At 65.6% G+C, this 25,849-nt stretch carries 19 protein-coding genes; 10 read left to right on the plus strand and 9 right to left on the minus strand.

Features of this window, described 5'->3' with window-relative positions; genetic code table 11:
• Nucleotides 1-27 precede the first annotated feature (27 nt).
• From H2509_RS14070 to H2509_RS14085, 4 genes are read left to right on the plus strand one after another with little or no spacing between them, the layout of a single operon-like run.
• Nucleotides 28-3,852 (plus strand): beta strand repeat-containing protein, encoded by a 3,825-nt coding sequence (locus H2509_RS14070; protein WP_182166312.1) that lies wholly within the window; start codon nt 28-30, stop codon nt 3,850-3,852.
• A 39-nt stretch (nt 3,853-3,891) separates the two neighbouring features.
• Nucleotides 3,892-4,968, plus strand: a complete 1,077-nt coding sequence (locus H2509_RS14075; protein WP_182166314.1) for a TIGR03032 family protein — start codon at nt 3,892-3,894, stop codon at nt 4,966-4,968.
• 26 nt (nt 4,969-4,994) lie between these two features.
• Nucleotides 4,995-7,163, plus strand: coding sequence for a type I secretion system permease/ATPase (locus H2509_RS14080; RefSeq protein ID WP_182166316.1), 2,169 nt, complete (start codon nt 4,995-4,997; stop codon nt 7,161-7,163).
• Nucleotides 7,160-8,464 carry an HlyD family type I secretion periplasmic adaptor subunit gene (locus H2509_RS14085; protein ID WP_182166318.1) on the plus strand — a complete coding sequence of 435 codons (1,305 nt, stop codon included), beginning with the start codon at nt 7,160-7,162 and terminating at the stop codon, nt 8,462-8,464. Before H2509_RS14080 ends, H2509_RS14085 begins: the two co-directional genes overlap by 4 nt.
• 7 nt (nt 8,465-8,471) lie before the next feature.
• Here the strand turns inward: H2509_RS14085 and kduD are convergent, their stop codons facing one another.
• Entirely contained in the window at nt 8,472-9,251 is a 780-nt protein-coding gene (gene kduD, locus H2509_RS14090) for a 2-dehydro-3-deoxy-D-gluconate 5-dehydrogenase KduD (RefSeq protein WP_209001967.1), read from the minus strand.
• Nucleotides 9,252-9,280: 29 nt separating this feature from the next.
• Between kduD and H2509_RS14095 the strand changes: the two genes are divergently transcribed.
• On the plus strand, nt 9,281-10,177 hold the full coding sequence (locus H2509_RS14095; RefSeq protein ID WP_182166320.1) for an alpha/beta hydrolase family protein: 897 nt from the start codon (nt 9,281-9,283) through the stop codon (nt 10,175-10,177).
• Between the two features lie 15 nt (nt 10,178-10,192).
• Here the strand turns inward: H2509_RS14095 and H2509_RS14100 are convergent, their stop codons facing one another.
• The 7 genes from H2509_RS14100 to bglB are packed head-to-tail and all read right to left on the minus strand — an operon-like array spanning nt 10,193 to nt 19,141.
• Nucleotides 10,193-11,281 carry an ABC transporter ATP-binding protein gene (locus tag H2509_RS14100; protein ID WP_182166322.1) on the minus strand — a complete coding sequence of 363 codons (1,089 nt, stop codon included), beginning with the start codon at nt 11,279-11,281 and terminating at the stop codon, nt 10,193-10,195.
• Between the two features lie 12 nt (nt 11,282-11,293).
• Nucleotides 11,294-12,346 (minus strand): carbohydrate ABC transporter permease, encoded by a 1,053-nt coding sequence (locus H2509_RS14105; RefSeq protein WP_182166324.1) that lies wholly within the window; start codon nt 12,344-12,346, stop codon nt 11,294-11,296.
• Nucleotides 12,343-13,356: a carbohydrate ABC transporter permease gene (locus H2509_RS14110; protein WP_182166326.1), complete on the minus strand. Its 1,014-nt coding sequence runs from the start codon at nt 13,354-13,356 to the stop codon at nt 12,343-12,345. Before H2509_RS14110 ends, H2509_RS14105 begins: the two co-directional genes overlap by 4 nt.
• A 10-nt stretch (nt 13,357-13,366) precedes the next feature.
• Nucleotides 13,367-14,647, minus strand: a complete 1,281-nt coding sequence (locus tag H2509_RS14115) for an ABC transporter substrate-binding protein (protein ID WP_408022679.1) — start codon at nt 14,645-14,647, stop codon at nt 13,367-13,369.
• A 47-nt stretch (nt 14,648-14,694) separates the two neighbouring features.
• Nucleotides 14,695-17,190, minus strand: coding sequence for a hypothetical protein (locus tag H2509_RS14120; RefSeq protein ID WP_182166327.1), 2,496 nt, complete (start codon nt 17,188-17,190; stop codon nt 14,695-14,697).
• Between the two features lie 2 nt (nt 17,191-17,192).
• Nucleotides 17,193-18,029, minus strand: a complete 837-nt coding sequence (kduI, locus tag H2509_RS14125) for a 5-dehydro-4-deoxy-D-glucuronate isomerase (protein WP_182166329.1) — start codon at nt 18,027-18,029, stop codon at nt 17,193-17,195.
• Nucleotides 18,020-19,141, minus strand: coding sequence for a beta-galactosidase BglB (gene bglB / locus H2509_RS14130; protein ID WP_182166331.1), 1,122 nt, complete (start codon nt 19,139-19,141; stop codon nt 18,020-18,022). Before bglB ends, kduI begins: the two co-directional genes overlap by 10 nt.
• A gap of 115 nt (nt 19,142-19,256) precedes the next feature.
• Here bglB and H2509_RS14135 point away from each other — a divergent pair, with 115 nt between their 5' ends.
• The gene (locus H2509_RS14135; protein ID WP_182166333.1) at nt 19,257-20,288 is read left to right on the plus strand and encodes a LacI family DNA-binding transcriptional regulator; all 1,032 of its coding nucleotides are present in this window, start codon (nt 19,257-19,259) and stop codon (nt 20,286-20,288) included.
• On the opposite strand, the gene H2509_RS14140 is transcribed toward H2509_RS14135, so the two are convergent.
• Entirely contained in the window at nt 20,285-21,187 is a 903-nt protein-coding gene (locus tag H2509_RS14140; RefSeq protein ID WP_182166335.1) for a LysR family transcriptional regulator, read from the minus strand. The two genes, H2509_RS14135 and H2509_RS14140, sit on opposite strands and share 4 nt — an antisense overlap.
• Before the next feature lie 126 nt (nt 21,188-21,313).
• Between H2509_RS14140 and H2509_RS14145 the strand changes: the two genes are divergently transcribed.
• From H2509_RS14145 to H2509_RS14160, 4 genes are all read left to right on the plus strand, one after another.
• Nucleotides 21,314-22,483: an aminotransferase gene (locus H2509_RS14145; RefSeq protein WP_182166337.1), complete on the plus strand. Its 1,170-nt coding sequence runs from the start codon at nt 21,314-21,316 to the stop codon at nt 22,481-22,483.
• 21 nt (nt 22,484-22,504) lie between these two features.
• Nucleotides 22,505-23,557 carry an agmatinase gene (gene speB, locus H2509_RS14150; protein WP_182166339.1) on the plus strand — a complete coding sequence of 351 codons (1,053 nt, stop codon included), beginning with the start codon at nt 22,505-22,507 and terminating at the stop codon, nt 23,555-23,557.
• Nucleotides 23,558-23,644: 87 nt separating this feature from the next.
• On the plus strand, nt 23,645-24,730 hold the full coding sequence (locus H2509_RS14155; RefSeq protein WP_182166341.1) for an ABC transporter substrate-binding protein: 1,086 nt from the start codon (nt 23,645-23,647) through the stop codon (nt 24,728-24,730).
• A 78-nt stretch (nt 24,731-24,808) separates the two neighbouring features.
• Nucleotides 24,809-25,849, plus strand: a complete 1,041-nt coding sequence (locus H2509_RS14160) for an ABC transporter ATP-binding protein (RefSeq protein ID WP_182166343.1) — start codon at nt 24,809-24,811, stop codon at nt 25,847-25,849.

Here is a 25,849-nt window from a genome sequence, read left to right on the forward strand (position 1 = left end):
AGCACGGTTTCGGCCGGCGGAGCACCGGTGGCGGTGGGTGCTGCGACGGTGATTGCCGGCGCCTATGGCACGCTGACGATCAACTCGGACGGCAGCTACAGCTATGTGGCCGATCAGGCCGCGGCGCAGGGGCTGGGTGTCGGCGAGGCGGTGGACGACGTCTTCACCTATGAAGTGTCGGACGGAAACGGTGGAACCGACACGGCAACGCTGACGGTGACGGTGACGGGTGCGAATGACGCCCCGGTGATCACCTCGTCCGCCTCGTTCTCGGTCGACGAGAACACGACCGCCGTAGGAACGGTTGCGGCGACCGACGCGGACACGAATGACACCGTCAGCTATTCGATCAGCGGCGGTGCCGATGGGGCGCTGTTTACGATTGATGGCGCGACGGGCGAGTTGAGCTTCATTGCGTCGCCCGATTTCGATGCGCCGGGCGATGCCGGTGCCGACAATGTCTACGAGGTCGAGGTCACGGCATCGGACGGCAATGGCGGCACGTCGGTGCAGACGATTTCGGTGACGGTCGGCGACGTCAACGAGGCGCCGACGGACATCACGCTGTCGAATGCGAGCGTCGAGGAGAACTCGACCAATGGCACGGTGGTCGGCACGCTGGGCGCCGCCGATCCGGATGCGGGCGAGAGCTTCACCTATACGCTGCTGGATAATGCCGGCGGGCGCTTCGCCATTGTCGGCAACGAGCTTCGCGTGGCGGATGGCGGTTTGCTGGATTTCGAGACGGCCACCAGCCATCAGGTGACCGTGGAGGTCGAGGACAGCGCCGGCAACACCCGGCAGGAGACCTTCACCCTCAGCGTGACGGATGCCAATGACAATCCGGTCGCGGTCGCCGATGCGAATTCGGCGACGGAAGACGGTCCGGCCATTGCGGGCAACGTACTGACCAACGATACGGATGCCGACGGCAATCCGCTTTCGGTGAGCACGGTTTCGGCCGGCGGGGCGCCGGTGGCGGTGGGTGTGGCAACGGTGATTGCCGGTGCCTATGGCACGCTGACGATCAACGCGGACGGCAGCTACAGCTATGTGGCCGATCAGGCCGCGGCGCAGGGGCTGGGTGTCGGTGAGGCGGCGGACGATGTCTTCACCTATGAAGTGTCGGACGGCAATCGTGGGATCGACACGGCGACGCTGACGGTGACGGTGACGGGTGCGAATGACGCCCCGGTGATCACCTCGTCCGCCTCGTTCTCGGTCGACGAGAACACGACCGCCGTAGGGGCGGTTGCGGCGACCGACGCGGACACGAATGACACCGTCAGCTATTCGATCACGGGTGGCGCGGACAGAACGTTGTTTGCGATCGATGCCAATTCCGGTGCTTTGCGGTTCCTCGGTGCTCCGGACTTCGAGGCGCCGGGCGATGCCGGCGGCGACAACGTCTACGAGGTCGAGGTCACGGCATCGGACGGCAACGGCGGCACGTCGGTGCAGACGATTTCGGTGACGGTCGGCGACATCAACGAGGCGCCGACGGACATCACGCTGTCGAATGCGAGCGTCGAGGAGAACTCGGCCAACGGCACGGTGGTCGGCACGCTGGGCGCCGCCGATCCGGATGCCGGCGAGACTTTCCTCTACACGCTGCTGGATAATGCCGGCGGGCGCTTCGCCATTGTCGGCAATGAGTTGCGTGTGGCGGATGGCGGTTTGCTGGATTTCGAGACGGCCACCAGCCATCAGGTGACCGTGGAGGTGCGCGACAGCGCCGGCAATACGCGGCAGGAGACCTTCACCGTCAGCGTGTCGGATGTCGACGAGGCCACGCCGCCATCGCCGATGACGCAGCCGCCCGCAGACACGAGCGGAATTAATGGTGTTAACGGCTTTGTGGTCAATGGGGTCGCCGGCGGCGACGAAAGCGGCATATCCGTCGCTTCCGCCGGGGACATCAATGGCGACGGCTTTGATGACATTATTATCGGCGCACCCGGGAATGGGGCCGGCCACAGCTATGTCGTCTTCGGCAAGGCCGATTTCAGCGGGTCGGCAACGATCAACGCCGGATCGCTTGGCAGTTCCGGTTTCACGATCAACGGCGTCGCTTCCGCGGACCGGGCAGGCATGGCTGTATCGTCGGCAGGGGACGTCAATGGCGACGGTATCGCCGACCTGATCATTGGCGCTAACGATGCGAATGGCGCTGCCGGGCGGAGCTACGTCGTCTTCGGCGGTGCCGGTATCGGAGCCGGAGGGACGATCAACCTGTCGACCCTCAACGGGATGAACGGCTTCGTGCTGAATGGCATAGCTGCGGGAGACGAAAGCGGCATATCCGTCTCTTCCGCCGGGGATGTGAACGGCGACGGCATCGACGATCTGATCATCGGCGCGAACCGGGCAGATCCATCCGGCAGGACGAATGCCGGCCAAAGCTATGTCGTGTTCGGCGATGCGGGCATCGGCAGCACCGGTTCGATCAATCTTTCGTCCTTGAACGGGGCGATCGGCTTCAGGCTGAATGGCGGGGCCGCCGAGCGATCCGGAATATCGGTTGCATCGGCGGGCGATATCAATGGCGATGGCATTGACGATCTAATCGTGGGAGCCAATTTCCACGATGACCCCGATCGCGATGGTGCTGCCTATATCATCTTTGGCGGGCAGAATTTCTCTGCGGATTTCGATCTCACGACCGTCAACGGCACCAACGGGTTCCGCCTCGATGGCTTCAACGGGGGAAGAGCGGGCCGCTCGGTATCCTCCGCGGGGGATATCGACGGCGACGGCATTGATGACTTCATCATCGGAGCCCCCAATGGCGGCGATACAACCTTCGACAATAACGGTCATGCCTACGTGGTGTTTGGCGGCCAGAATTTCGCATCCATAGCGGCGGGAGACGGTGCCGTAGACCTTGCCCAGATAAACGCCACCGGCTCATCGGGCCAGCTACGAGGTTTCCGCATCGAGGGTACCGTTAATTTCGATGCCGTCGGTAATTCGGTTGCCTCCGCCGGCGACATCAACGGCGATGGCATAGGAGACCTGATTGTTGGCGCCGATAACGCCAATGGGCGTGCCTATGTCGTGTTCGGCGGGCAATCCTTTGCCAGCGTCATAGATGCAGACACAATCGGCGGAAGCGGACCGGACGGCTTCGTTCTCAATGGCCTGAATAACGGCGATCGTTTTGGCTATTCGGTTTCTTCGGCCGGCGATGTGAATGGCGATGGCTTCGATGACCTCCTCATCGGAGCAAGGAGCGCAGACCCGAACGGAGCATCGAGCGGACAGAGCTACGTCATTTTCGGCGGCAATTTCAGCGGTGGCGTCAGCGTCGGCACCAGCGGGGCCGATACGCTGGTCGGCACATCGGCGGCCAATCAGCTGGTCGGCGGGCTTGGCAATGACACGCTGACCGGCAATGGCGGCGCGGATGTGCTGTCGGGCGGCGCCGGAAACGATGTGCTGGCGATTTCCGATGGCAGCTTCCGGCATATCGACGGCGGTAGCGGCAATGACACGCTGCGCTTCGACGCGCCGATCGATCTGGACCTGACGGCGATCTCCAACAACAGGATCGAAGGCATCGAGACGATCGACCTGGGCCAGGATGGCGGCAGCAGCAGGCTGACGCTCAGCGCCGAGGATGTGTTCGATATCAACGACACCGGCGGCAATGTCCTGACGATCCTGGGCGACGGCGGAGACGCGGTCGATCTTGCCGCTCTGACGGGGGGACACCCGCAGGCCGGTGGAGCCTGGGTCAATGCCGGCGATATCGGGGGCGGGCTGACCGGCTACGAGTATCACCTTGGTGCGGATACCCTGGCGATCGTGCGGATCGACAGCGACATCCAGGTGCAGACCAATGTGGTGTAGGCACGCGCTGCGAGGCCTGCTGGAAATTCGGGGAACGGCTTGAACACACAGGCGCAGCGCTTCGAGATCACCACCTCGCGGCAGTTCGAGGCGTGGCTCGCGGAAAGCCGGGCCAGCCTTGCCTTCTCGACCTACCAGGCCGGGATGGTGATGCTGATCGGCACCAATGCCGACGGGCGGCTCAGCCTGTTCAATCGCCAGCTCGATCGGGCGATGGGGCTGACGATCAGCGGAGGCACCCTCTATGCGGCGAGCCTTTACCAGCTGCACCGCTTCGAGAACCTGCTGCCGGCCGGAGCCACGACGGGGGAGGGCTTCGATCAGGTCCTCGCGCCGCGCTTCAGTTACGTGACCGGCGACCTCGACATCCATGATATCGGCGTGGAGGCGGATGGCGGCGCGATCTTCGTCAACAGCCTGTTTTCCTGTCTTGCGCGACCGAGCATGACGCACAGCTTCAAGCCGGTCTGGAAGCCCGCCTTCATCAGCCGGCTGGCGGCGGAAGACCGCTGCCACCTGAACGGGCTGGCCATGGAAGACGGCACCGCGCGCTATGTCACGGCGATCTCGGCAACGGACACGGCGGACGGGTGGCGCGACAACCGGCGGGACGGCGGCGTCGTGATCGATGTCGCAAGCGGCGAGACGGTGGCGGCGGGCTTCTCCATGCCGCATTCGCCACGGCTTCATCAGGGCCGGTTGTGGCTGCACGACAGCGGCACGGGGCGCTTCGGCACCGTCGATATCGCCAGCGGCCGGTTCGATGAAGTCGCCTTCTGTCCGGGATATCTGCGCGGTCTGACCTTCGTGGGCGACTACGCGGTGATGGGCCTTTCCCTGCCGCGAGACAGCAAGACCTTCTCGGGGCTTGCCCTGGACGAGGCGCTCGCTGCCCGCAAGGTGGAGCCGCGCGCGGCGATCTATGTCGTCGATCTCCGGACGGGAGATGTCGCGCACTGGGCCCGACTGCACGGAATCGTGACGGAACTCTATGACGTTGCGGCGTTGCGGGGCGTGCGGAAGCCGATGATGGTGGGGTTCAAGTCGGACGAAATTCGTCGGCTCATTTCGGTCGACGACGCCGAGCAGCTCGACAAGAGGGTGACGCTGCAATAGGCGCGTGAAAGAGGTTTGTCCGGGCGATGGCGAACGAGGCGACTGACGGCGCGGCGAGAGAGGTGTCCCTGGTGGAGGACGCCGTCTCGCTTGCCGATGCCCTGTCCGCCATCGCCGGTCATTTCGGCATCCGAAGATCGGCCGGCGCCTTGAAGACCGGCTTTCCCCTGACGCAATCGGGAGACATTCCTGAGGAGCGGCTGGCGGATGCCGCGGAGCGGGTCGGACTGACTTGCCGGGTGGCGGACCGCCGACGCCTGACACCGCTCGACATGCCGGCGATCGCGGTGGACGATGGCATGGGCCCTGACGTCATCACGCAGATCGCCGGGGGCAGGGGCGAGCCTTCCTTCGTCACAAGCATGCGCCGGGGTCGGGTTGCGGCGGCCGACTATTTTCGCGGCTTCGACGGGCGTCTCTACAGTTTCTCGGACGATGCATCCGCCGTCTCCGATGGCCGCGTGAGCGAGCGGTCGCTCGGGCAACTGATCCGCTCCAGCCTGTGGGCCAATCGCAGCATCTACGGCCAGATCCTGATCGGCACCTTCGCGGTGAACCTGCTCGGCCTGTCGATCCCGCTCTTCATCATGAACGTCTACGACCGGGTGGTGCCGACCCAGGCGCTGGAATCGCTGTGGGTGCTTTCCATCGGCGTCGTGCTGGCAGGGCTGTTCGATGTCGGCTTGCGTCAGCTTCGCGGTTACCTGACCGACGTGGCCGGGCGCCGCATGGACGTCGTGCTGGGCAACCGGGTGATCGACCACCTGCTGCAGGCCCGATTCGACCATGTGCGGGCGTCGTCGGGCAGCATCGCCCATTCGGTGCGCGAGCTCGATTCCTTGCGGGAGTTTTTCAACTCAAGCACGCTGGTCGCCCTGGGCGACCTGCCGTTCCTGGCGCTATTCCTCTTCATTCTATGGCTGGTTGCCGGGCCGCTTGCCTTCGTCCCGATGGTGGGCATCCCGCTGATCCTGCTGACGAGCCTTGCCCTGCAGCCGCTGATCATCGCCCATATGAACCGCGCGCATCGCAACGCCGCCAACAGGAATTCGGTGCTTTTCGATATCCTGAGCGGCCTTGAGACGCTGAAATCGATGGGTGCGGAGAGCTTTGCCGCGAGGCGATGGGAAAAGGCGCATGCCGCCAACCTGAGCTCGGCCGTGCCCATCCGGGGCCTGTCGCTGCTGAACGCCAACCTGATCCTTGCCGGGCAGGTGGCCATCACGGTGATCATGGTGATCTACGGCGTCTATGGCATTGCCCGCGGCGAACTGAGCCAGGGCGCGCTGATTGCCGCCATCCTGTTGAGTGGGCGCGCGATGGCGCCCGTCGGCCAGCTCGTGCAGGCGATCGGCCGGCTGCACGGCGCGGTGATCGCCTACCGCGCCCTGAAGCCGCTGGTGGAAGCGCCGGTGGAACGGCCTGCGGGCGAGCATTTCATTCAGCCGGAACAGGTCAGCGGCGCGATCCGCTTCAATGCGGTCGACTTCGCCTATCCGGCGCCTCCCGGTCAGAAGGGCATGATGCAGCCGACGGTGAAGGTGCTTTCGGCTTTCAGCCTGACTATCCGGGCCGGGGAAAAGATCGCGATCGTCGGTCCGATCGGTTCGGGAAAGACCACGCTGGTGAAACTCGTGCTCGGGCTTTACCGCGCCTCCAGCGGGCGGGTGCTCGTCGACGACCTCGACGTCGCGCGCATCGAGCCGGCGGAGCTTCGCCGCGCAATCGGCTATGTGCCGCAGGTGCCGCAATTCTTTCAGGGAACGATCCGCGACAACCTGATCCTTCATCATCCCGGTGCCAGCGACCGGGAGATTCTCGCGGCGATGCAGGGCGCGGGAGCGGCAGGCTGGCTGCAGCAGTGTCCGCTGGGGCTTGATCAGCCCGTCGGAGAGCACGGAAGCGCCTTGTCCGGCGGCCAGCGCCAGTCGTTGGCGCTCGCGCGGGCGCTGCTCAAGGATCCGCCGATCCTGCTTCTCGACGAGCCGACAAGCCAGCTCGACAGCCGCACCGAGGCTGCGTTCATCGAGCACCTGAAAAGCGTGGCGGCGGAGCGCACGCTGCTGGTGGTGACACACCGGCCGGCCCTGCTTTCGCTGGTCGACAGGCTCGTCGTGGTCGACCGGGGCCAGATCGCGGCGGAAGGCCCCAAGCAAGACGTCCTGCGCCGGCTCGGACAGGGAACTGCGGCGTGAAGCGGGAAGTCATCACCTCGACCAGCGCCGCGATGATGGCGCCTCCGACCTTCGCGGCGCGGGCGATGATCGTTGCGCTGAGTCTTGCGGTCGCAGCGTTTCTGGCCTGGGCATATTACGCCAGGCTCGACCAGGTGGTCTTTGCCGAAGGCCGCGTGATCCCCTCCGGCGAAGTGCAGATCGTGCAGAACCTGGAAGGCGGGATCGTCGAGGAAATCCGGATCAAGGCCGGCGACCACGTCTCGGCAGGCGATGTGCTGCTGCGGATCGCGGGTACATCCTTGACCGCCGAATTGAACGAAGCGCGCCAGCGGGCCTTCGATCTGGAGGCCAATATCGCCCGCCTGACAGCGGAAATCGAAGGCGGCGAGCCGGACTTCCCGGCGGAATTGCGCGAAGCCCGGCCCGATATCGTCGAGCGTGTCGCAAGCCTCTTTCGAAGCCGGATGCGCGGTCTCCAGGAGAATCTGGCCGCCATCGAAGAGCAGTTGCGCCGCCGCTACGAGGAGCTTTCGACACTGTCGGCGCGTAACGACCTGCTGCTCGAAAATTACGGCCTTCTGCAGGACGAACTGGAACTGGTCGAACCGCTGCTGGAGCGCGGAGCGGTCAGCCAGGTCGAGGTGCTGCAGCTGCGCCGGCAGCTCAACGAACTGGAAGGCGAGCGTAAGCAGAACGAGACGGCAATCGCCACCACCGGCGCCCTGATCGCGCAGGGCAAGCAGCAGCGCAGCGAGGTCCTCAACACCTTCCGGACCGAGGCCATCGAAAAGCGCAACGAGATGAACGCCCAGCTTGCCGGACTGAAGGAGGAGTTGGTCGCCTCTTCCGATCGCGTCAAGCGCACATCGGTCCGCGCGCCGGCCTCCGGTATCGTCAAGCAGGTTCTCGTCAACACGATCGGTGGCGTCATCCAGCCGGGCATGCCGCTGGTCGAGCTTGTGCCCCAGGATGACACGCTTGTGGTGGAGGCGCAGATCCGGCCGGAGGACATTGCCTTCCTCTGGGCCGGGCAGCCGGCGAGCGTGCGGCTCACGGCCTACGACTTCACCATCTACGGCGCTCTCAAGGGGACGCTGGAATATCTGAGCGCGGATACGGTCGCAGACGAAGAGGGGCGACACTATTACATCGGGCGTATCCGGACGACCGACACCAACCTGCCCCATGCCGACGAAGAACTGCAGATCCTGCCCGGCATGGTTGCGCAGGTCGACCTGCTGACCGGCAAGCGCTCGATCCTCGATTATCTCCTCAAGCCGGTGAACAGGGCGAGCCATCGTGCCCTGCGTGAGCGCTGATTTCCGGTTATCGCGCCATCCAGCCGCCATCGACCGTCAGGACGTGGCCGTGGATATAAGCGGCGGCGGGCGAGGCGAGGAAGACGGCGGGCGCGGCGATGTCTTCCGGCCCGCCCCAGCGACCGGCGGGGATGCGCTCCAGGATCTGGCGGGAGCGGTCCGGGTCGGCGCGAAGGGCCTCGGTGTTGGAGGTCTCGATATAGCCCGGGGCGATGGCGTTGACGGCGATGCCATGCGGCGCCCACTCATTGGCCAGCGCTTTCGTCAGGCCGGCCACGCCGTGCTTGGCGGCCGCGTAGCCCGGCACGCGGATGCCGCCTTGGAAGGACAGCAGCGAAGCGATGTTGACGATGCGTCCGCCGCCGTGCGCCAGCATGGATCGGCCTGCCGCCTGACTGAGGTACCAGACGGCATCGAGATTGGTCGAAAGCACGGCGCGCCAGTCTGCCGCGCCGTGTTCGGCGGCATCGGCGCGGCGGATAATCCCGGCGTTGTTGACAAGGATGTCGAGACCGTTCAAGAGGCCTTCGGCTTCGTCGATCAGCGCCTGCGCGCCGGCTGCGTCAATCGATGTCAGGTTGGTTGCGATCTGAAGGCCCTGCCTCCCTGCGCGGGAGATGGCCGCCAATGTTTCGTCGCCGGGCCGGTGATGCGTGGTGATGGCGACATCGGCGCCCGCCTCGGCAAGTGCGACGGCTATCGCCTGGCCAAGGCCGGCCGCGCCGCCCGTCACCAGGGCTTTACGGCCTTCGAGCGAAAAGGCGCCCTTGATCGTCGTGTCGCTCATATATTGCTCCCTGGAGCTTGAGGAAAAGAATGGACCTGCGCCGCCGCCTTGCGGAAGTCTTCGAGATCGACCGCCATCCCCTGACGCTCGAGGGGAGGGACGAGCTCGCGGCGCGAGGTTATCGGCTGGAAAGGCTCACGTTCCGCAATGGCAGAGGCGAAGCGGTGCGCGGTCTCCTCTCGGGGCCTGAAGGCGACGGCGAAGCGGGACCGGCCCTCCTCTATATCCATGCGCACGGCAACAGGCACGAGATCGGCGCCGACGAACTCGTCGAGGGCAGGCCCGCCCTTCAGACACCGCTTGCACCGGTTTTCGCCGCTGCCGGATATCGGGTGCTTGCCATCGACCTCCCCTGTTTCGGCACCCGCTCGGCCGTCAGCGAGACCGCTGCCTCCAAGGCAGCCCTGTGGCAGGGGCGGACCCTTGCCGGACAGATGCTCGGCGAGCTTTCTTCCGCGCTCGGCTGGCTGGCGCAGCAGCGCGACGTGGACGCGGCCCGCATCGGCGTGTTCGGCATATCGATGGGCGCCACCCTCGGCTACTGGCTGGCGAGCGTCGATCCGCGTATCGCGGCGATTGCCCATCTGTGCTGCTTTGCCGATTTCGCGGCGATGATCGAAACCGGCGCCCATGACCTGCATGGCCCCTACCTTACCGTCCCGGGCCTGCTCACCTTCGCCTCCAACGGGGCCATCGCCGGTCTCGTGGCGCCGCGCCCGCAACTGATCTGCATCGGCGACCTGGACCCGCTGACACCGCCGAACGCGGTCGACCGGGCCTATGCCGAGGCGGCTGCCGCCTATGCTGAGACGCCGCAGAACCTCATCCTGCATCGCGAGGCCGAAGCGGGACATCGCGAGACGGCGGCCATGCGCGACAGGATGCTTGCCTTCTTCGAGCATGCGTTTTCCCAAGGCCGTGTTTGACGCCGGGAACGGCAGTCAGATTCCCGCAAGGCGCATGCCGTTCTCGCCGAAGGCATGAAGATTGGCGGGGTCGAAGGTGAGGGCGATTGTCTCGCCCCTCTCAAGCTCCGCCTGACCCGGCAGCACGGCCAGCATCTTCTCGCCGCCGGCCACCTGCGTGTGGACCACGGTCTCGGCCCCAAGCGCCTCCACCAGCGTCACGGTAGCATGGAAGCTTGCCGGATCACTGTTGCCGGCGAGGCGGAGGTGCTGCGGGCGAATCCCGAGGGTCGCCCCCGCGCCGTTGGAAAGCGGCTCCGTCACCGGCAGTTCCACGCGCCCGTCGTCGAGATAGCGGAACGCGGTGCCGCCGTTGCCGGCCCCATCGCTTCGGGCCGCGATGAAGTTCATCGCCGGCGCGCCGATGAAACCCGCGACGAAGAGATTGGCCGGACGGTTGAAGAGGTTGAGCGGTGTGTCGACCTGCTCGATGCGGCCTTTCCTGAGAACGACGATGCGGTCGGCGAGCGTCATCGCCTCGATCTGGTCGTGGGTGACGTAGATCATCGTCGTCTTCAGCCGTGCGTGCAGGCTGGCGAGTTCGGCGCGCATGCTGACCCTGAGTTCCGCGTCGAGGTTCGACAGCGGCTCGTCGAGCAGGAAGGCGGTCGGATTGCGGACGATGGCGCGGCCGATCGCCACGCGCTGGCGCTGGCCGCCGGAGAGCTGTCCGGGCCGGCGGTCGAGATAGTCGCCGATCTCCAGCATCCGGCTCGCCTCGGCGATGCGATCCGCGATCTCCGACTTGGGCAGATGCGCGTTTTCCAGGCCGAAAGCCATGTTCTGGCGCACGCTCATGTGCGGATAGAGCGCATAGGACTGGAAGACCATGGCGAGGCCGCGGTCGGCGGCATTCACCCTGGTCACGTCGTTGCCGTTGATCTCGATCTTGCCGGATGTCGGCTTTTCGAGCCCGGCGATGAGGCGCAGGAGGGTGGACTTGCCGCAGCCCGACGGGCCGACGAAGACGACCAGTTCGCCCTCGGCGATATCGAGGTCGATCCCGTGCAGCACATGGACCGCGCCGAAGGATTTGCAGATGTCGCTGAGCGTGATCCGCCCCATGGTCAATTCCCGTTACTTGAGTCCGCTGCCGGCGATGCCGGCGGTGATGAAGCGCTGCAGGAAGATGAAAACCAGGACCACGGGGATCATGGTCACGACGGTCATCGCCAGGATGAAGTGCCACTGGACGTTCAACTCGCCCGCATAGGTGTTGAGGCCGACCTGCAGCGTGTAGAGCTCCTTGCGCGACAGCACGATGAGCGGCCAGAGAAAGTCGTTCCAACGCCAGACGACGGAAAAGATCGCCAGCACCGCAAGGGCCGGTGCTGTGAGCGGCAGGACGATCCGCCAGTAGATCTGCCACTCCGAGGCCTTGTCCATGCGCGCCGCGTCCAGCAGCTCGTCGGGGATGGTCAGCATGTATTGCCGCAGCAGGAACACGCCCGTGGGCGTGGCGACCGTCGGCAGGATGACACCCCACAGCGAGTTGAACAGGCCCATGGCGCTGATCACCGAATAGAGCGGGACCAGGATCACCGAGAGCGGCACCATCAGCGTCGCCAGGATCAGGAGCATGACCAGCGAACGGCCCCGAAACTGGTATTTCGACAGCGCGAAAGCGGCCATGGAATTGGTGACGAGGGTGATGAGCGTTGCCATCAGCGTCACGAAGACGGAATTCCTGAGATAGAGCAGGAAATCGAAATGCAGGAAGGGCTCGGTATAGTTCTCCGTGGCAAAGCCGACCTCGCGCGCCGGCGTCCGGTTCTGGATATTGACCTTGATGACTTCGCCGGGATTTTCCGGGTCGACCATCTGCGCCACGATGCCGATACGGCGGATTTCGGCGAGGCGCCGTTTCTCCCCGTTCTCCAGCGTGACGTCATAGAGGGTCAATGGCTTGTCGTATCCTTCGACCGTCGCCTGCTGGCTCACATAGGGAAGCAGGGTCGGCGGGAATTCGGCCAGCTGGGCGGGCGATTTGAAGGATGAACCGACGAGCCAGAGCGCCGGGCCGAACATGATGAGCAGCCCGCCGACCAGCCACACCCAGGTGACGATATCGGTCCAGTGCCAGCCGGAACCGCCGCGGCGGCGCAAAAGGAATTCCGCGATCCTCTTCATCGGCCGCCTCCCTTGCCGGAATTGCGCCGCGACAGGTTGAGCTGGATCAGCGTCAGCACCACCAGCACCGCGCCCATGAGGATCGACGCAGCTGCTGCAAGGCCGGGATTGCGCAGGAGCGAGGCAAAGCCGACCTCGTAGATATATTGGGTGAGGAACAGGGTGGAAGTGCCGGGCCCGCCGCCGGTGAGAACATAGACCTCATCGAAAATCTGCACGGCGCGGATGAGCGCCAGCACGATGACGACGAGGAGATTGGGCGCAAGCAGCGGCAGGGTGATGCGCCAGAAGACGCGTCCCGGGCGGGTGCCGTCCATCTCGGCCGCCTCATAGAGGTCGCGCGGGATCGCCTGCAGTCCGGCAAGCAGGATCAGCGCGTAGAAGCCGACATGCGCCCAGATCGACACGCCGACCGCGGCCGCGAAGGCCCAGAAGCGGTCGGTCAGCCAGACGACCGGCTCGCCGCCGAGCTCGTAGAGCATGAAATTCAGCAGGCCCTCGCGCTGCAGGATCCAGCGCCAGATCAGGCCGACGACCACCGGCGACAGCAGTACGGGGAAGAAGAAGACCGCGCGCCAGAAGCTGCGGGCCCTAAGGTCGCGGTTCAGGATCAGCGCGGTGATCATTGCCACAACGGTCATCAGGCCGACCTGCAGGACGACGAACAGGGCGGTGTTGCGCACGGCGATCCAGAACTGGTCGTCCTTGCAGCTCCTGGGATCGGTGTAGTCCGTGCAGTCGAGCAACCGCTCGTAATGTTCCGCGCCGACGAAGGGGCGATCCGGCAGGAAGAGCGCCGTGCCGCCGGTCATCGAATAGACGAAGTTCACGACAAGCGGGAACAGCACGAAAATGCCGAAGATCAACATGTTCGGCGCCAGGAAGAAGGTCGCCATGCCGCCCGTGCCGGTGGCGCTTTGCCAGGCACGCAACGGCTTGTCGATCAGTGCGGCAGCGGCGGTAACCGGCGCCGCGAGCGCGGCGCCGATGTTTCGCTTCAGGGAGCCCATGTCGAAGGGATCACTTCTTGGCCTGGGCGACCTGGTCGGCGATGTCCTCGTCCATGCGCTGGTAGGCTTCCTCCAGCGACAACTCGCCGGCCATCACCTGGCTGATGCGGGTGACGAGCGCGCCGTAATAGGCGGAAGCCCATTTCCAGGCCGGCAGGGCCGCCGCATTCGGCAGGATCTCGCCGCTTGCCTCGACGAACTTGTTCAGCGCCGCCTTGACGTTCGGGTCGTCCGACTTGAAGTCGATGCCGCCCTTGGCGATGACGCCCTTGTGCGCCGGCAGGAACAGCGTGCGCTCGGTGAATTCCTTCACGATCGGCTCGCTGGCGAGGTAGTCCATGACCTTGCCGACGTCTTCCGGGTTCTTGGTGTATTTGATGCCGACGAGGGCCGCGCCTCCGGCAAGGCCGGAGCAGCCCGCGGTGCCGCAGGGGCTGCCGGTCGCCACCCAGTCGAAGGCGTCGCCGATCTTGGTGGAGAGGTTGGCGATCTGCCAGCTTCCAGAATAGTAGTAGGCGATCTGCGCGTTGATGAAGTCGTCGGCGGCAGCGCGGTAGGTCGAGCCGGCCGCACTCACCCAGACTTCCTTGGAATGCTTGCCTTCCGCCGTCCAGTCCACGAGCTTCTTGGCGAAGGTCTTCACCCCGTCGTCGACGGGTGCCGGGTCGCCGTTGGCGGCGATGTAGTTGGCGCCGTAGGAGACGTTCGGCCCGGAAATGCGGTGGCCGGAGCGGTCGATGGCGAAGGCGGCGGGAAGCTGCTGGCTGGCCTGCACCTTGGCTGCGGCCTCCGCCCAGTCGTCCCAGGTGGCCTTGGGGCCGGGCAGTTCGACGCCCGCCTGCTCGAACAGCGTCTTGTTGGCAAAGCCGCCCGTCAGGGTGATCTGGGTCATGAAGCCCGGGATGATGGACGAACCGTCCGGCCGCATCCAGTCGAACTGGTCACCGAAATTCGCCCGCCAGTAGTCGGGATCCTTCACATAAGGAGTGAGGTCGAGCCAGTGATCGGCCAGTGCCTTCAGGTTGGTGACGCGGGCAATGTCGGGTCCCTGGCCGGCTTCCAGCTGGATCTGCAGCTGCTCCTGCACGACCTTGTAGGCGACATTGTCGAGAATCACGTTGATGCCAGGATTTTCCTGCATGAACCGGTTGAGGATATCCTGGATGACCTCGCCTTCCACGCCGTCGGAATACCACATCACGCGGACATCGCCGGCCTGGCCCGGCACAATGCCGGCAGCGCCGATGGCAAGCGCGGCAAGCGCCGTCGCCGTCAGTTTCTTCATCATCACATTCCTCCCACTCTTTTTCCGGCGGCCCTCTATCCGCCGGGGCAATTTCACTCCCTTTGCGAAGCGGAACCGAACTCCTCGCGCCGGCCCGCCACCGTCCATTCGGACGGGTTCAAACGCCTTCCCTCGGCAAAAATGCTGCCGTCGGCATGAAAGGCGACCGTTCCATAGGCCGGATCCTCGACTAGGATCAGGCCATCATCCCTTTCCTCCAGGTTCATATCCTTGAAACGATTGACGAGATCCGCAAGGCTGCGGCCGTCGCCCGCTTCTCCCATGCGCAGCAGCCAGCGTCCCTTTCGGCCGGCAAGACGCAATTCGCAGCCTGTGCTCGGCCCCTCGGTCACGTCCTCCAACGTGTCGCTGGCCCGAAGCAGAAGCCGGCCTTCGCCCGAACTGGCGGCAGCAAGTGCTCCGTCCCGGATTATGGAGTCGAAGGCGGCGGCGGGAAACCACACATGCGTGAAGTCGGGCTGTTCCTCGCGTCCGTCGAAGACGACGATGGCAAGGCCGCGATATTGCTGCACGCGCGGGACGGAGGCGCTGCCGCCCCAATAGGACGGCCTGCCATAGCCGGAATGGATCACCTCGCCTGGATGGTTGATCCAGATCTGTGCCTGCGGCTCGGCACCGATGCGCCCATGCACCAGCGTTTCCTGATAGCCCCAGTCGTACCAGCGGTAATGGGCCGCGCTGCCAAGCGCGAAATCGCGTCCCTTGTAGTGGTAGAGCGCGGCGAAACCGCCTTCGCCCTGCTTGAAGGCCCATTCCTGCGCCGTGGGCTTTTGCCAGAGCGCCCGTTCGGCCAGATGGGCGGGAAGCCTGAGGCCGTGATCGCGCAGGCAAAGCGCCAGTTGGGGCAGGGCATGGAAGCGGGCGCCATAAGTGCCGGCGCCCCAGACCAGACGCCCGATGGCAGAGAGTTCCAGCGACAGGCCGGCCCTCAGCGTATGCTCGTAGGAGCGGCCCTGGGCGGCCGTTAGCACGCCCTGATGGGCGGAATTCGCAACGATTTCGAGAAGGCGAAGGATGCCCCGGCCGGCCCGCTCGGCGATATCTGCGTCGGGCGCGAGCGCGTGGAGGGCGCACAGGCCCTTCAGGTCGATCGGGAAATAGGGAGCCGAGTTGAACTCGGCCATCTCCCAATCCTCGAAATGGTCGAGCCAGGCGCGTACGCGCGCCGCCCCCACCTGCGACTGCTCCCGCCCGAGCCGGCCCGAGCGGCGGAAACGGGTGTCGGGCAGCAGGTGGCCGCCGAGATAGGCGGCGGTGTGGAAGAGCAGGGCGTGGTTCTCGGAGAAGTACCACTGCACGTCGTTGCCCGGCTCGTCCATCCAGTAGCGGTAGCCGGCTATCACCTCGTCGATGCGGCCGCGCAGGGCGGACGAAAGATCGCTGCCGTAGCGGGTGCGCGACCAGATCAGCGGCACGAGGGCGAAATCGGCGCAGTCCCAGCAATCGTCGATCGCCGGCAGCGCGCGTTCGATCATCGCTTCCGTCTTTTCGCCGGTCCTGCCGGAGGCAAGGCGCGCGAGTGCGCAGACCGTGTCCGGCTCGCCTTGCTCGGACACCTCGGCCAGCGCCTCCTCGATGCGCCCGGCAAGATCGGCCGGAGCCGCGCCCTGACGCGACAGATGGGCGATTTCCACGCCAAGCACGCGCGAGGCGGTGAAGCCGTCCATCGTCAGCGCGATATTGAAGTGGCGGAAATCGGCCGGCAATTCGTCGGCGGGGCCAAGCGGCAGCGTCGCATCTCCCGCCGCGAGATCCCGCGCAAGGCTCAGGCTTTCATGCGACATGAAATCGCCTTCGACGGTTACGCTCGCCTTCGCCGCCTTCGGCAGGGGGCGGGGCAGGGTCACCGCCACGTCGCCGCCGGTATAGGCCGGCTTGTCGAAATGCATGGCCGAAAGGCAGGCCTCAACGGCCCGAACGGCTCCTTCGGGGGCTGCGAAGGGCAGGCGAGCGGAAGCCTGCGGTCCGGCCAGCCAGTCGAGCTGGATGTAGTAGCGCGTGTCGCGCTCGGCGAGATCGTCGAAGAAGACGAGGATCTCGTTGTCGCCTTCCGCAAGCTCGGCGGTGAAGTCCGCCGCGGTTTCGAGATTGCGGACATAGGGGGAGAGGTGGCCGGCTTCCTTGCCGTTGACGAAGAGGATCGCGCCGCCGCAGGTGGCTAGCCTGAAACGGGCGGTGCCCGCTGCGGCGGCGCTGACCACCGTACGCGCCCAGGAGGCGAGGCGCGTCGGGCGGAACCAGAAGCCGGAAAGGTCGAGCCGTCTCGCGCCAAAGGGGAGCCAGTTGCGCTCCGCCTCGAAGCTGCCTCGCTCCTCGGGCCGCCTGCCGCGATGGTCGGCGGCGAAGCGGGTTCGGCAGGGATATTCGTGCGGGATGAAGTTCTTCTCCTTCGTCAGGAAGAAGAATGGATCCATCTCGCCCTTCATCGGGCTGTCGGCGACGTCGTAGCGCGCTTCCGCCGTCTCGCTCACCTGCCAGTAGGTGAGGGAGGACCCGGGCATCAACCTCATGGCTTCAGCCGTGCTCATGATCAGCGCAACTCCGCGATGGCGACCGGATCGACATCCGTATAGGCCTGGTTTTCGCCGGTCATGCCCCAGACGAAGGCGTAAGGCCCGGTGCCGGCGCCCATGTGGATCGACCAGGCTGGCGACAGCACCACGTCGCCATTGGCGACGACCAGGTGGCGGGTATTGTCCGGCCTTCCCATGAAATGCATGACGCGATCTTCCGCGGAGAGGTCGAAATAGCAGTAGGCCTCCATGCGCCGTTCGTGCAGATGCGGCGGCATGGTGTTCCATACGCTTCCCGGGGCAAGATCGGTGATGCCCATCAAGAGCAGGCAGGAGGGCGACACCTCCGGGTGGATATACATCGCGAGCCGGCGCACGTTGGCGCGCGTTTCCTCGCCGAGGTTCAGCACCCTGGCTTCGTCCTTCCGGATCAGCCGGGTCGGCAAATCGGCGCCGGCGGGCACCGAGTTCATGTAGAAGCGTGCCGGACCGGCCTCGTCGTCGCTGCCGAGCATGACGGACTGCGTGCCGCGTCCGACATAGAGGACATCGCGGTTGGCGAGCGCGAAGCGGTTGCCGTCGACCTCGATCCAGCCGGCACCGCCGAGATTGGCGATGCCCATTTCCCTGGCGGTGAAGAACAGTTCGGTGCCGACATCCTCGCCCGAACCGAAGGCGAGCGGCTGGGCAAGCGGTACGGCGCCGCCGACGATCATCCGGTCGACATGGGTATAGGTGAAGCGGATCGCGCCGGGCGTGAACTGCCCGTCGATCAGGAAGGCGTCGCGAAGCTGCTGCGTGTCATAGCGCTGGATGTCTTCCGGTCCGGCGCCGTAGCGGATGTTCATCGGCATGTCGTCAGGTTTTCCCGCGTGGTCGTCGCGCCTTCCGCCTCCGTCAGCGCCTCGACGAGGCACAGGATCGCCAGCGCCTGTCCGTAGCCGGTCGGTTGCAGGGGAATGTCGCGATAGAATTGAAGGTCATGGCCCATGCGCGTGCCGTAGGAAACGTTCTGCACCGTTCCCTGCGGATCGATATTGGCAAGCACGGCGGCCAGCGCCCGCTCTCCCGCCTCGCGCCAGCGCGCGTCGCCGATGCCGAGCCGCGCGGCCTTCAGCAGCGCATAGCCGAAGCCGGCGGTCGCCGAGATTTCCTCATAGCTCGTCGGATCGTCGAGCAGCGTGCGCCAGGCGCCGGAGGCGGCCTGCAGCGGCAGCAGCGCCTCGACTTGCGCCGACAGCACGCCGAACAGGAAATCCCTGACGGGGGCCGGGATGTCGGCCAGTTCGACGAAATCGAGGATGCCGGCGGTGATCCAGGCATTGCCGCGCGCCCATCTGGCGCGGGCGAAATTGTGCCGGCCCTGAAAGGTCCAGCCGTGGAACCACAATCCGGTTTCGGTATCGCAGAGATAGCGGGTGTGAACGAGAAACTGGCGGACCGCCTCGTCGACGAGGTCCTGCCGTCCGGCACCCTGGCCGTAGCTTGCCAGGAACAGGGCGACCATGAATAGCGTGTCGTCCCAGAGCTCGCCGGCATTCAGCTTGTCGGAGACGTCGTGCTGGAAGCCGCCTTCGACCGTGCATGCCGCGTCCGCCATCAGCCGGTCGGCCCAGTTGTCCATCGCAGCATGGTAGCGATCGCCGCCACGCTCGCGCCACAACAGCGAGAGGGCGAGCATCGGCGCGGTGGTGTTGACGTTGAGCTGCGGCAGTCCGGCCTCCAGATGCCGGTCGTACCAGCCTTCGATGACCGAAAGCAGTTTCTCGTCGCGCCGGTGCCGCCACAGCTGCACGAGACCATAAAGGCCGACGCCCTGCGGCCACTCCCAGGACTGGAAGCTGATGTAATCGCCGGGCCGGCCGTCGAGGTTCGGTTCATGGAACTGACCGCCATGGCTCAGCGCCGTCATGCCCTCGACCAGGAGGTCGAGTTTTTCGCGCAATTCGGCAATGCCGGCTGCCATTTCCTCCCCCTTGGTTCCTCATCGGCCCTCTGCGTGACCTGGAAGAATTCTGCCGAAGAAAATTCTTTGCACAATCTGTAAATTTTTTTCATTGTGCGGATGCAAAGGAGAATCGATGGAAAAAGGCGGCAAGAGAAACCGGGTATCGCCGCGCGTCAGGCTGCAGGATGTGGCACGGCGCTGCGGCGTTTCGGTCGCCACCGTGTCGCGCGCGCTGGCCTCGGAGGAAGGCGTGCGGCCGGACCTGCGCGCGCGGATCGTGGAGGTGGCGCGGGAACTTAACTATCCGCTGCCTTCCTCGCTTGCCGGGCAGAAGGTGGTGCTGGCGGCCAGTGCCGCGGCCATGATCGACTACGCCCGCAACCAGTTTTCGCTGCATGTGCTGGAGGGCCTCAGGGCGCGGGCGGAAGCCCTGCGCATGGAGGTCGTCACGCGCACGGTCTCAAGCGCGGCGGACGAAAAGGCGCTGCTTGCGGAAGCCGAGGCGGACGACGAGGTCGCTGGCGTCCTCTTCCTGACCCTCGATGACGAGGAAATGCTGGCGCCGACGCGCAATTTCTCCAAGCCGCTGGTGCTGGTGAACGGCGACGATCCGGACATGCGGCTGTCTTCCGTCGCGCCCAGCAATCGTTCGGCGGCGGCGCTTGCCACCGACTATCTGCGCCGGCTTGGCCATCACCGCATCCTGTTTCTTACCCGGCCGGGCAGACGGACCATCGCGCGGCGTTTCGAGGGCTGGCGCGACCGCATGGGCGCGGATGCCGATCCCTCCCTGGTGGTGGAGGTGGGGGACTGGCTGCCGGAACTCGCGGCGGAGGCGATCACCCAACGCCTGGCGGAAAAAGGCCGTGACTTCACCGCGGTGCTTGCGGCCGGCGACAGTCTCGCCGCCGGCGCGATCATGGCGCTGACTGCTGCCGGTATCCGGCTTCCGGGCGAGGTTTCGGTGATGGGCATGGACGGCTTGCCGCAAACCGCGCTGCTGAACCCGCCGCTCAGCGCCGTCGAGATCCCCATGCGGGCGCTGGGCGCGGTCGCGCTCGATCTGCTGCGGGAAACGGCGACCGGATTCGAGATGCCGGCCCGGCGCGTGGAACTGGCATGCCGCATCGTCGAGCGCGGCTCGACAGGGCCGGCCTTGGCCTAATTCCGTACCGCCCACACTGCCTTCGCCGCTTCCACGAAGGCGGTCACCACGTCGGTCTTGCGCGCGCCCTTCGCGGTGAACAGGCAAAAGGTCGAGCGGTAGCCGAACAGCGTGGGCGCGAGGTGGCGCAAGTCGCCCGCCGCCACCCAGCGCTCCGCGTAGTGGCGGGGCAGGAAGCCCGTGAACTCGCCGGATTTCAGCAGCATCAGTTGCGGTTCGATCTGGTAGACGGTGGCCGCCACGGGGCCGAGCGCGTGGCGGCGCGCTTCCTCGTCGCGCCAATAGCCGCGCTGCACGAAGGGAAAGCTGCCGACCAGTTCCTTCGTGACGGCGTCGTCCGGCACGTCGAAAAGCGGATGGCCGCGCCCGCAATAAAGGCCATGGTGCTCCTCGTAGAGCGGCAGTTCGTCCAGGCCGTCGACCCGGTTCAGCTTCACGCCGATGCCGCAATGGTAGACGCCGTCGCGCACCCGCTGCTGCAGTTCCTGCGCCCGCTCCTGGGCAATCGTCAGGCGGACGTTGGCCGCCGTTTTGCGGAACAGTCCGATCGCTTTCGGCAGGTGGTTTTCCCGGTCTTCCGCGATCGCGTCGAGCACGCCGATGCGAAGCTCGCCGCTGAGTTCCCCGCGCACAGAGCCGATATCGGCGGAAAAGTCATGCACGGCCTTGTCGAGCCGGCGGGCCGCCTCGTAGACGGCACGGCCCTGCGCGGTGAGGCGAAAGCCCTTGCGGCCGCGCTGGCAGAGCGTGACGCCAAGGCGCTGCTCCAATGCGCTCATATGGTTGGAGATGGTGGACTGACTGAGGTTCAGTTCCACCTCGGCCGCCGCGAAGCCGCCATTGCGGACCACGGCGTCAAAGACGCGAAGGAGGCGCAGGTCGCTGCCGGACAGGAGCATGGTATCGCCCGTTACATTTGTATTCCTCAAAGTTATCTTTGAAACTTTCCTATTCTTCAAGGCAAGCGTGGCTGCGCTAATTTCCGCTCCATGCACATCTGCGGACACTGGATGGGGAAAGATGGAATGGCGGCGCTGAATGCGCTTCTTCTCGATACCGCGACGCCGCCGATCCCGGAGGCGCAAGCCTGGCTGAGGGCCTATGATGGCGCTTTCGGGCAGCCGATCAACCTGAGCCAGGCCGTGCCCGGCGATCCGCCGCCGGCGGCGTTCCTGGAGCGGCTTGCCGAGGCAGGCGGCAGCGCGGAGGCGGCACGCTACGGCGATATCCTCGGCGATCCGGCATTGCGCGAGGCCCATGCGGCGGAAAGCTCCACCCTCTATGGCGCGGTGATTTCAGCGTCCGACGTTGCGATCACAGCCGGCTGCAATCAGGCCTTCTTCGTTGCCGTGATGGCGATCGCGCGCGCCGGCGATGCGATCCTTCTGCCGGCACCCTGGTATTTCAATCACAAGATGACGCTCGACATGCTCGGCATCGAAGCCCGTCCCCTGCCGCTCAAGGCCGAGGACGGCTTCCTTCCCGACTGGCGGGCGGCGGAAGCCCTGATCGACCGGCGGGTGAAGGCCGTGGTGATCGTCTCGCCGAACAATCCCACGGGTGCCGTCACGCCGCCGGAGGAACTGGCAAGCTTCTTCCGCCTGTGCCGGCAGCGCGGCATTCGTCTTATCCTCGACGAAACCTACCGAGATTTCCTCGGCGAAACCGGCGGGCGTCCGCACGATCTGTTTGCCATGGACGAGTGGCGCGACACGCTGGTCAGCCTTTACAGTTTCTCCAAGGCCCATGCGATCCCCGGTCATCGCATAGGCGCGATCACCGCGGCTCCGGAATTCCTCGCCGAAGTCGGCAAGGTGCTGGACTGTGTGCAGATATCCGCGCCGCGCACCGCCCAGCTCGCCCTCCCCTGGGCGATTGCCGAACTGCGGCCCTGGCGGGAGGCGATGCGCCAGAGGATCGGCGCCCGCATCGAGGCCTTCCGCGCGGCGCTTCAGCCGCATGCGGAATGGCGGATCGACCAGATCGGCGCCTATTTCGCCTATCTCCGCCATCCGTTCGACGGCGTTCCGGCGGTCGAGGTGGCCGAGAGGCTCGCGCGCGAGCGTGGCGTGCTGACGCTGCCGGGCAGCTATTTCGGTCCAGGCCAGGAAAGTCATCTGCGCGTCGCCTTCGCCAATGTGGGCGAGGAAATCATCGCTGGGCTCGGGCCGCGCTTTGCCGGCCTTGCCGGCTGAACGTTCGAGAGGGGAGAGATCATGGACAAGGCGAAGCTCGAGGCGCTGCGCTCCCGCTTCGGCGGCGACAACGAGAGCGTCATCTACGATCCGGCCTTCAAGGCCGTCGCCGACAGGCTCTTCGACAAGAAGGGCACCCGCGTCGCCCCTTATGCCGGCATTCCGACCCTGCTCGATGCGCCCTATCGCGCAATAGACTGGGCGGACCCGGATTTCTCCGATCTCGACGTCGCGCTGCTTGGCGTGCCGATGGATCTCGGCATCACCAATCGCAACGGCTGCCGTTTCGGGCCGCGCGCGCTGAGGGCGATCGAGCGCGTCGGCCCCTATCACCATGTGCTGGGCTGCATGCCGGGCAAGGACATGCGCGTCGCCGATATCGGCGACGTACCCTTCCGCAGCCGCTTCAAGCTGGAAAGCTCGCACGAGGATATCGAGGCGGCGGTGGCGAAGATCGTCGCGGCGGACGTCGTGCCGCTGTCGGCCGGCGGCGATCATTCCATGACGCTGCCGATCCTGCGCGCGGTCGGGCGGGAGCGCCCGGTGGGCATGATCCATATCGACGCCCATTGCGACACGTCGGGTCCGTTCGACGGCAGCCGCTTCCACCATGGCGGGCCGTTCCGCCAGGCGGTGCTCGACGGCGTGCTCGATCCGGAGCGCACCATACAGATCGGTATTCGCGGCTCGTCGGAATATCTGTGGGAATTCTCCACCCGGTCCGGCATGACGGTGATCCACGCCGAGGAGATCTCGACGCTCGGCACCGGCCGCATCGCGGAGATGGCGCGCGAGAAGGCCGGCGGCGGGCCGGTCTATCTGTCCTTCGACATCGACAGCCTCGATCCGGCCTTCGCACCGGGTACCGGCACGCCTGAAATCGGTGGACTGACGACCCGCGAGGCTCAGGAGATCCTGCGCGGGCTGAAGGGCATGGATATCGTCGGCGGCGACGTGGTGGAGGTCGCCCCGCAATACGACGCCACCACCAACACCGCACATGCCGGCGCGCAGATGCTTTTCGAGATCCTGTCGCTGATGGTCTTCAGCCCGTCCCGCAAGGGACAGGCCTGAACAGGCGGGACAAAAGACCGGGCGACGAGATGAAACAAGCCAGCCGGGCGCCATGATCCGGCGGCGAAACCGAAGGGGAACAGGACGATGAAGGACTTCAAGCTCGACGTTTCGCGGCGCACGCTTCTTGCCGGGGCGGCTGCGGGTGCCGCAACCCTTGCCATGCCGGGCGTGCTGCGCGCCCAGGACCGTTCGATCAAGGTCGGCGTCTATGGCGGCTATTTCAAGGACAGCTTCGACAAGCACATCTTCCCGGAATTCACCAAGGCGACCGGCATCGCGGTTGAATCGATCGCCGAACCCACGGGTGAGGCCTGGCTGGTGCAGCTGGAGCAGGCCGCACGCGCGGGTGCGGCTCCCGCCGACCTTTCGATGATGTCGCAGGTCGCCATGCTGAAGGGTCAGTCCACGGACCTTTGGGCGCCGCTCGACCTTGCCCGCATCAAGAATGCCGGCGATATCCTGCCGCAATTCATCAACAAATATCCGGACGGGCGGGTCGCCGGCGTCGGCGCGGTCGCCTGGTACATCACGCTCGTCACCAACACGGATACCTATCCTGAGGCCCCGACCTCCTGGGAGGCGCTGTGGGATCCGGCGAACGAAGGCAAGCTCGGCCTGCTGGCGCTTGTCTCCAACTCCTTCCTGCTGGAAGTGACAGCGACCACTTTCTTCGGCGGCACAGGCATCCTCGACACCGAGGAGGGCATCCTGAAGGTGATGGACAAGCTTGCCGAGGTGAAGCCCAACGTGCAGCTCTGGTATCGCGACGAGGCGCAGTTCGAGCAGGCGCTGAAGTCGGGCGAGATCCCGATGGGCCAGTACTATCACGACGTGACGGGCCTCGCGGCCGCGGACGGCTTCCCCGTGCGCTCCACCTTCCCGAAGGAAGGCGGCATTTCGGACTCCGGCTGCTGGGCGCTGTCGCGTGCCTCCACAAAAACCGACGAGGCGCATGTCTTCATCGACTACATGTCGCAGCCGGCGATCCAGTCGCTGATGTCGCGAAAGGTCGGCACCGCGCCGACGCTCAAGCGCTCCGTGCTCGACCTGACGGATGACGAGTTCGCCTCCGTCTCGTCCGATATCGCGCCGATCATCCCGCGCTACGATCTCTATACGTCCAGGGCCGACTGGCTGAACCAGAAGTGGACGGAGCTGATCGTCCAGTAAGCGGACCTCTCGACACGGCCGCCCGGCCCTTTCTCGGCCGGGCGGTTCCCTGTATGCCACTTTCCCGGGACAACGCGCATGTCCGGACTGGACCTCATCGATATCAGCAAGCGTTTCGGCCAGGTTTCCGCCGTTGACAGCGTCACCCTCTCGGTCCCGCACGGCACCTTCGTCTGCCTGCTTGGCCCGTCCGGCTGCGGCAAGACCACGCTGCTGCGCATGATTGCCGGCCTGGAAGAGCCGTCATCCGGCGAGCTTCGCATGGACGGCGACCGCCTCAACGACATCCCGGCCCATCGCCGCGACTTCGGCATGGTGTTCCAGTCGCTGGCGCTGTTTCCCCATCTGTCGGTCGGCGAAAACATCGCCTATCCCCTGCGCATTCGCGGCCGCTCCGCGGCGGAACAGGCCGCACGTGTCAAGGACCTTCTCGACCTCGTGCATCTGCCCGGCGTCGCCGACCGGGCAATCTCCCAGCTTTCCGGCGGCCAGCGCCAGCGCGTTGCGATTGCCCGCGCCCTGGCCGTCTCGCCGAGGCTCTTCCTGCTGGACGAACCGCTTTCCGCGCTCGACGCCAAGCTGCGCGAGGCGATGCAGGTGGAGCTGCGCCAGCTTCAGCAGCAACTCGGCATCACCACCATCGTCGTCACGCATGACCAGCGCGAGGCGATGAGCATGTCGGACCTCATTGTCGTCATGTCGAAAGGCCGCATCCAGCAGATGGCAAAGCCCGTGGACATGTATCGCAGGCCGGCCAATGCCTTCGTTGCCGATTTCCTCGGCCAGGCGAACCTGATCAGGGCGCGCGCCGGTGTTGGTGGCGCCGCGATTTCCGGCGGCGTCATTCCGGGACTGGCGCTACCCTCCGGCGGGGGGACGCTGATCTCGGTCCGCCCCGAGGATATTGCCTTCGTTGCGGGCGCCGACGGTCCCGTCAGGGCGCGCGTCGGCTTCATCCGCGACATGGGCGCCAGCGTCGAGTTTCATCTCGACGCGGGAGAAGACCGCATCGTCGCGGTCGCCACTCCGCAGGCTCGGCCCGATTGCCGCGTCGGCGAGGAAGTGAGCCTGTCCATCCCCGCCGAAGCCTGCGTCGTCTTCGGCGAAGGGGAGGGGTGA

This window comes from Stappia albiluteola (genome assembly GCF_014050225.1).
Classification (GTDB): Bacteria; Pseudomonadota; Alphaproteobacteria; order Rhizobiales; family Stappiaceae; genus Hongsoonwoonella; species Hongsoonwoonella albiluteola.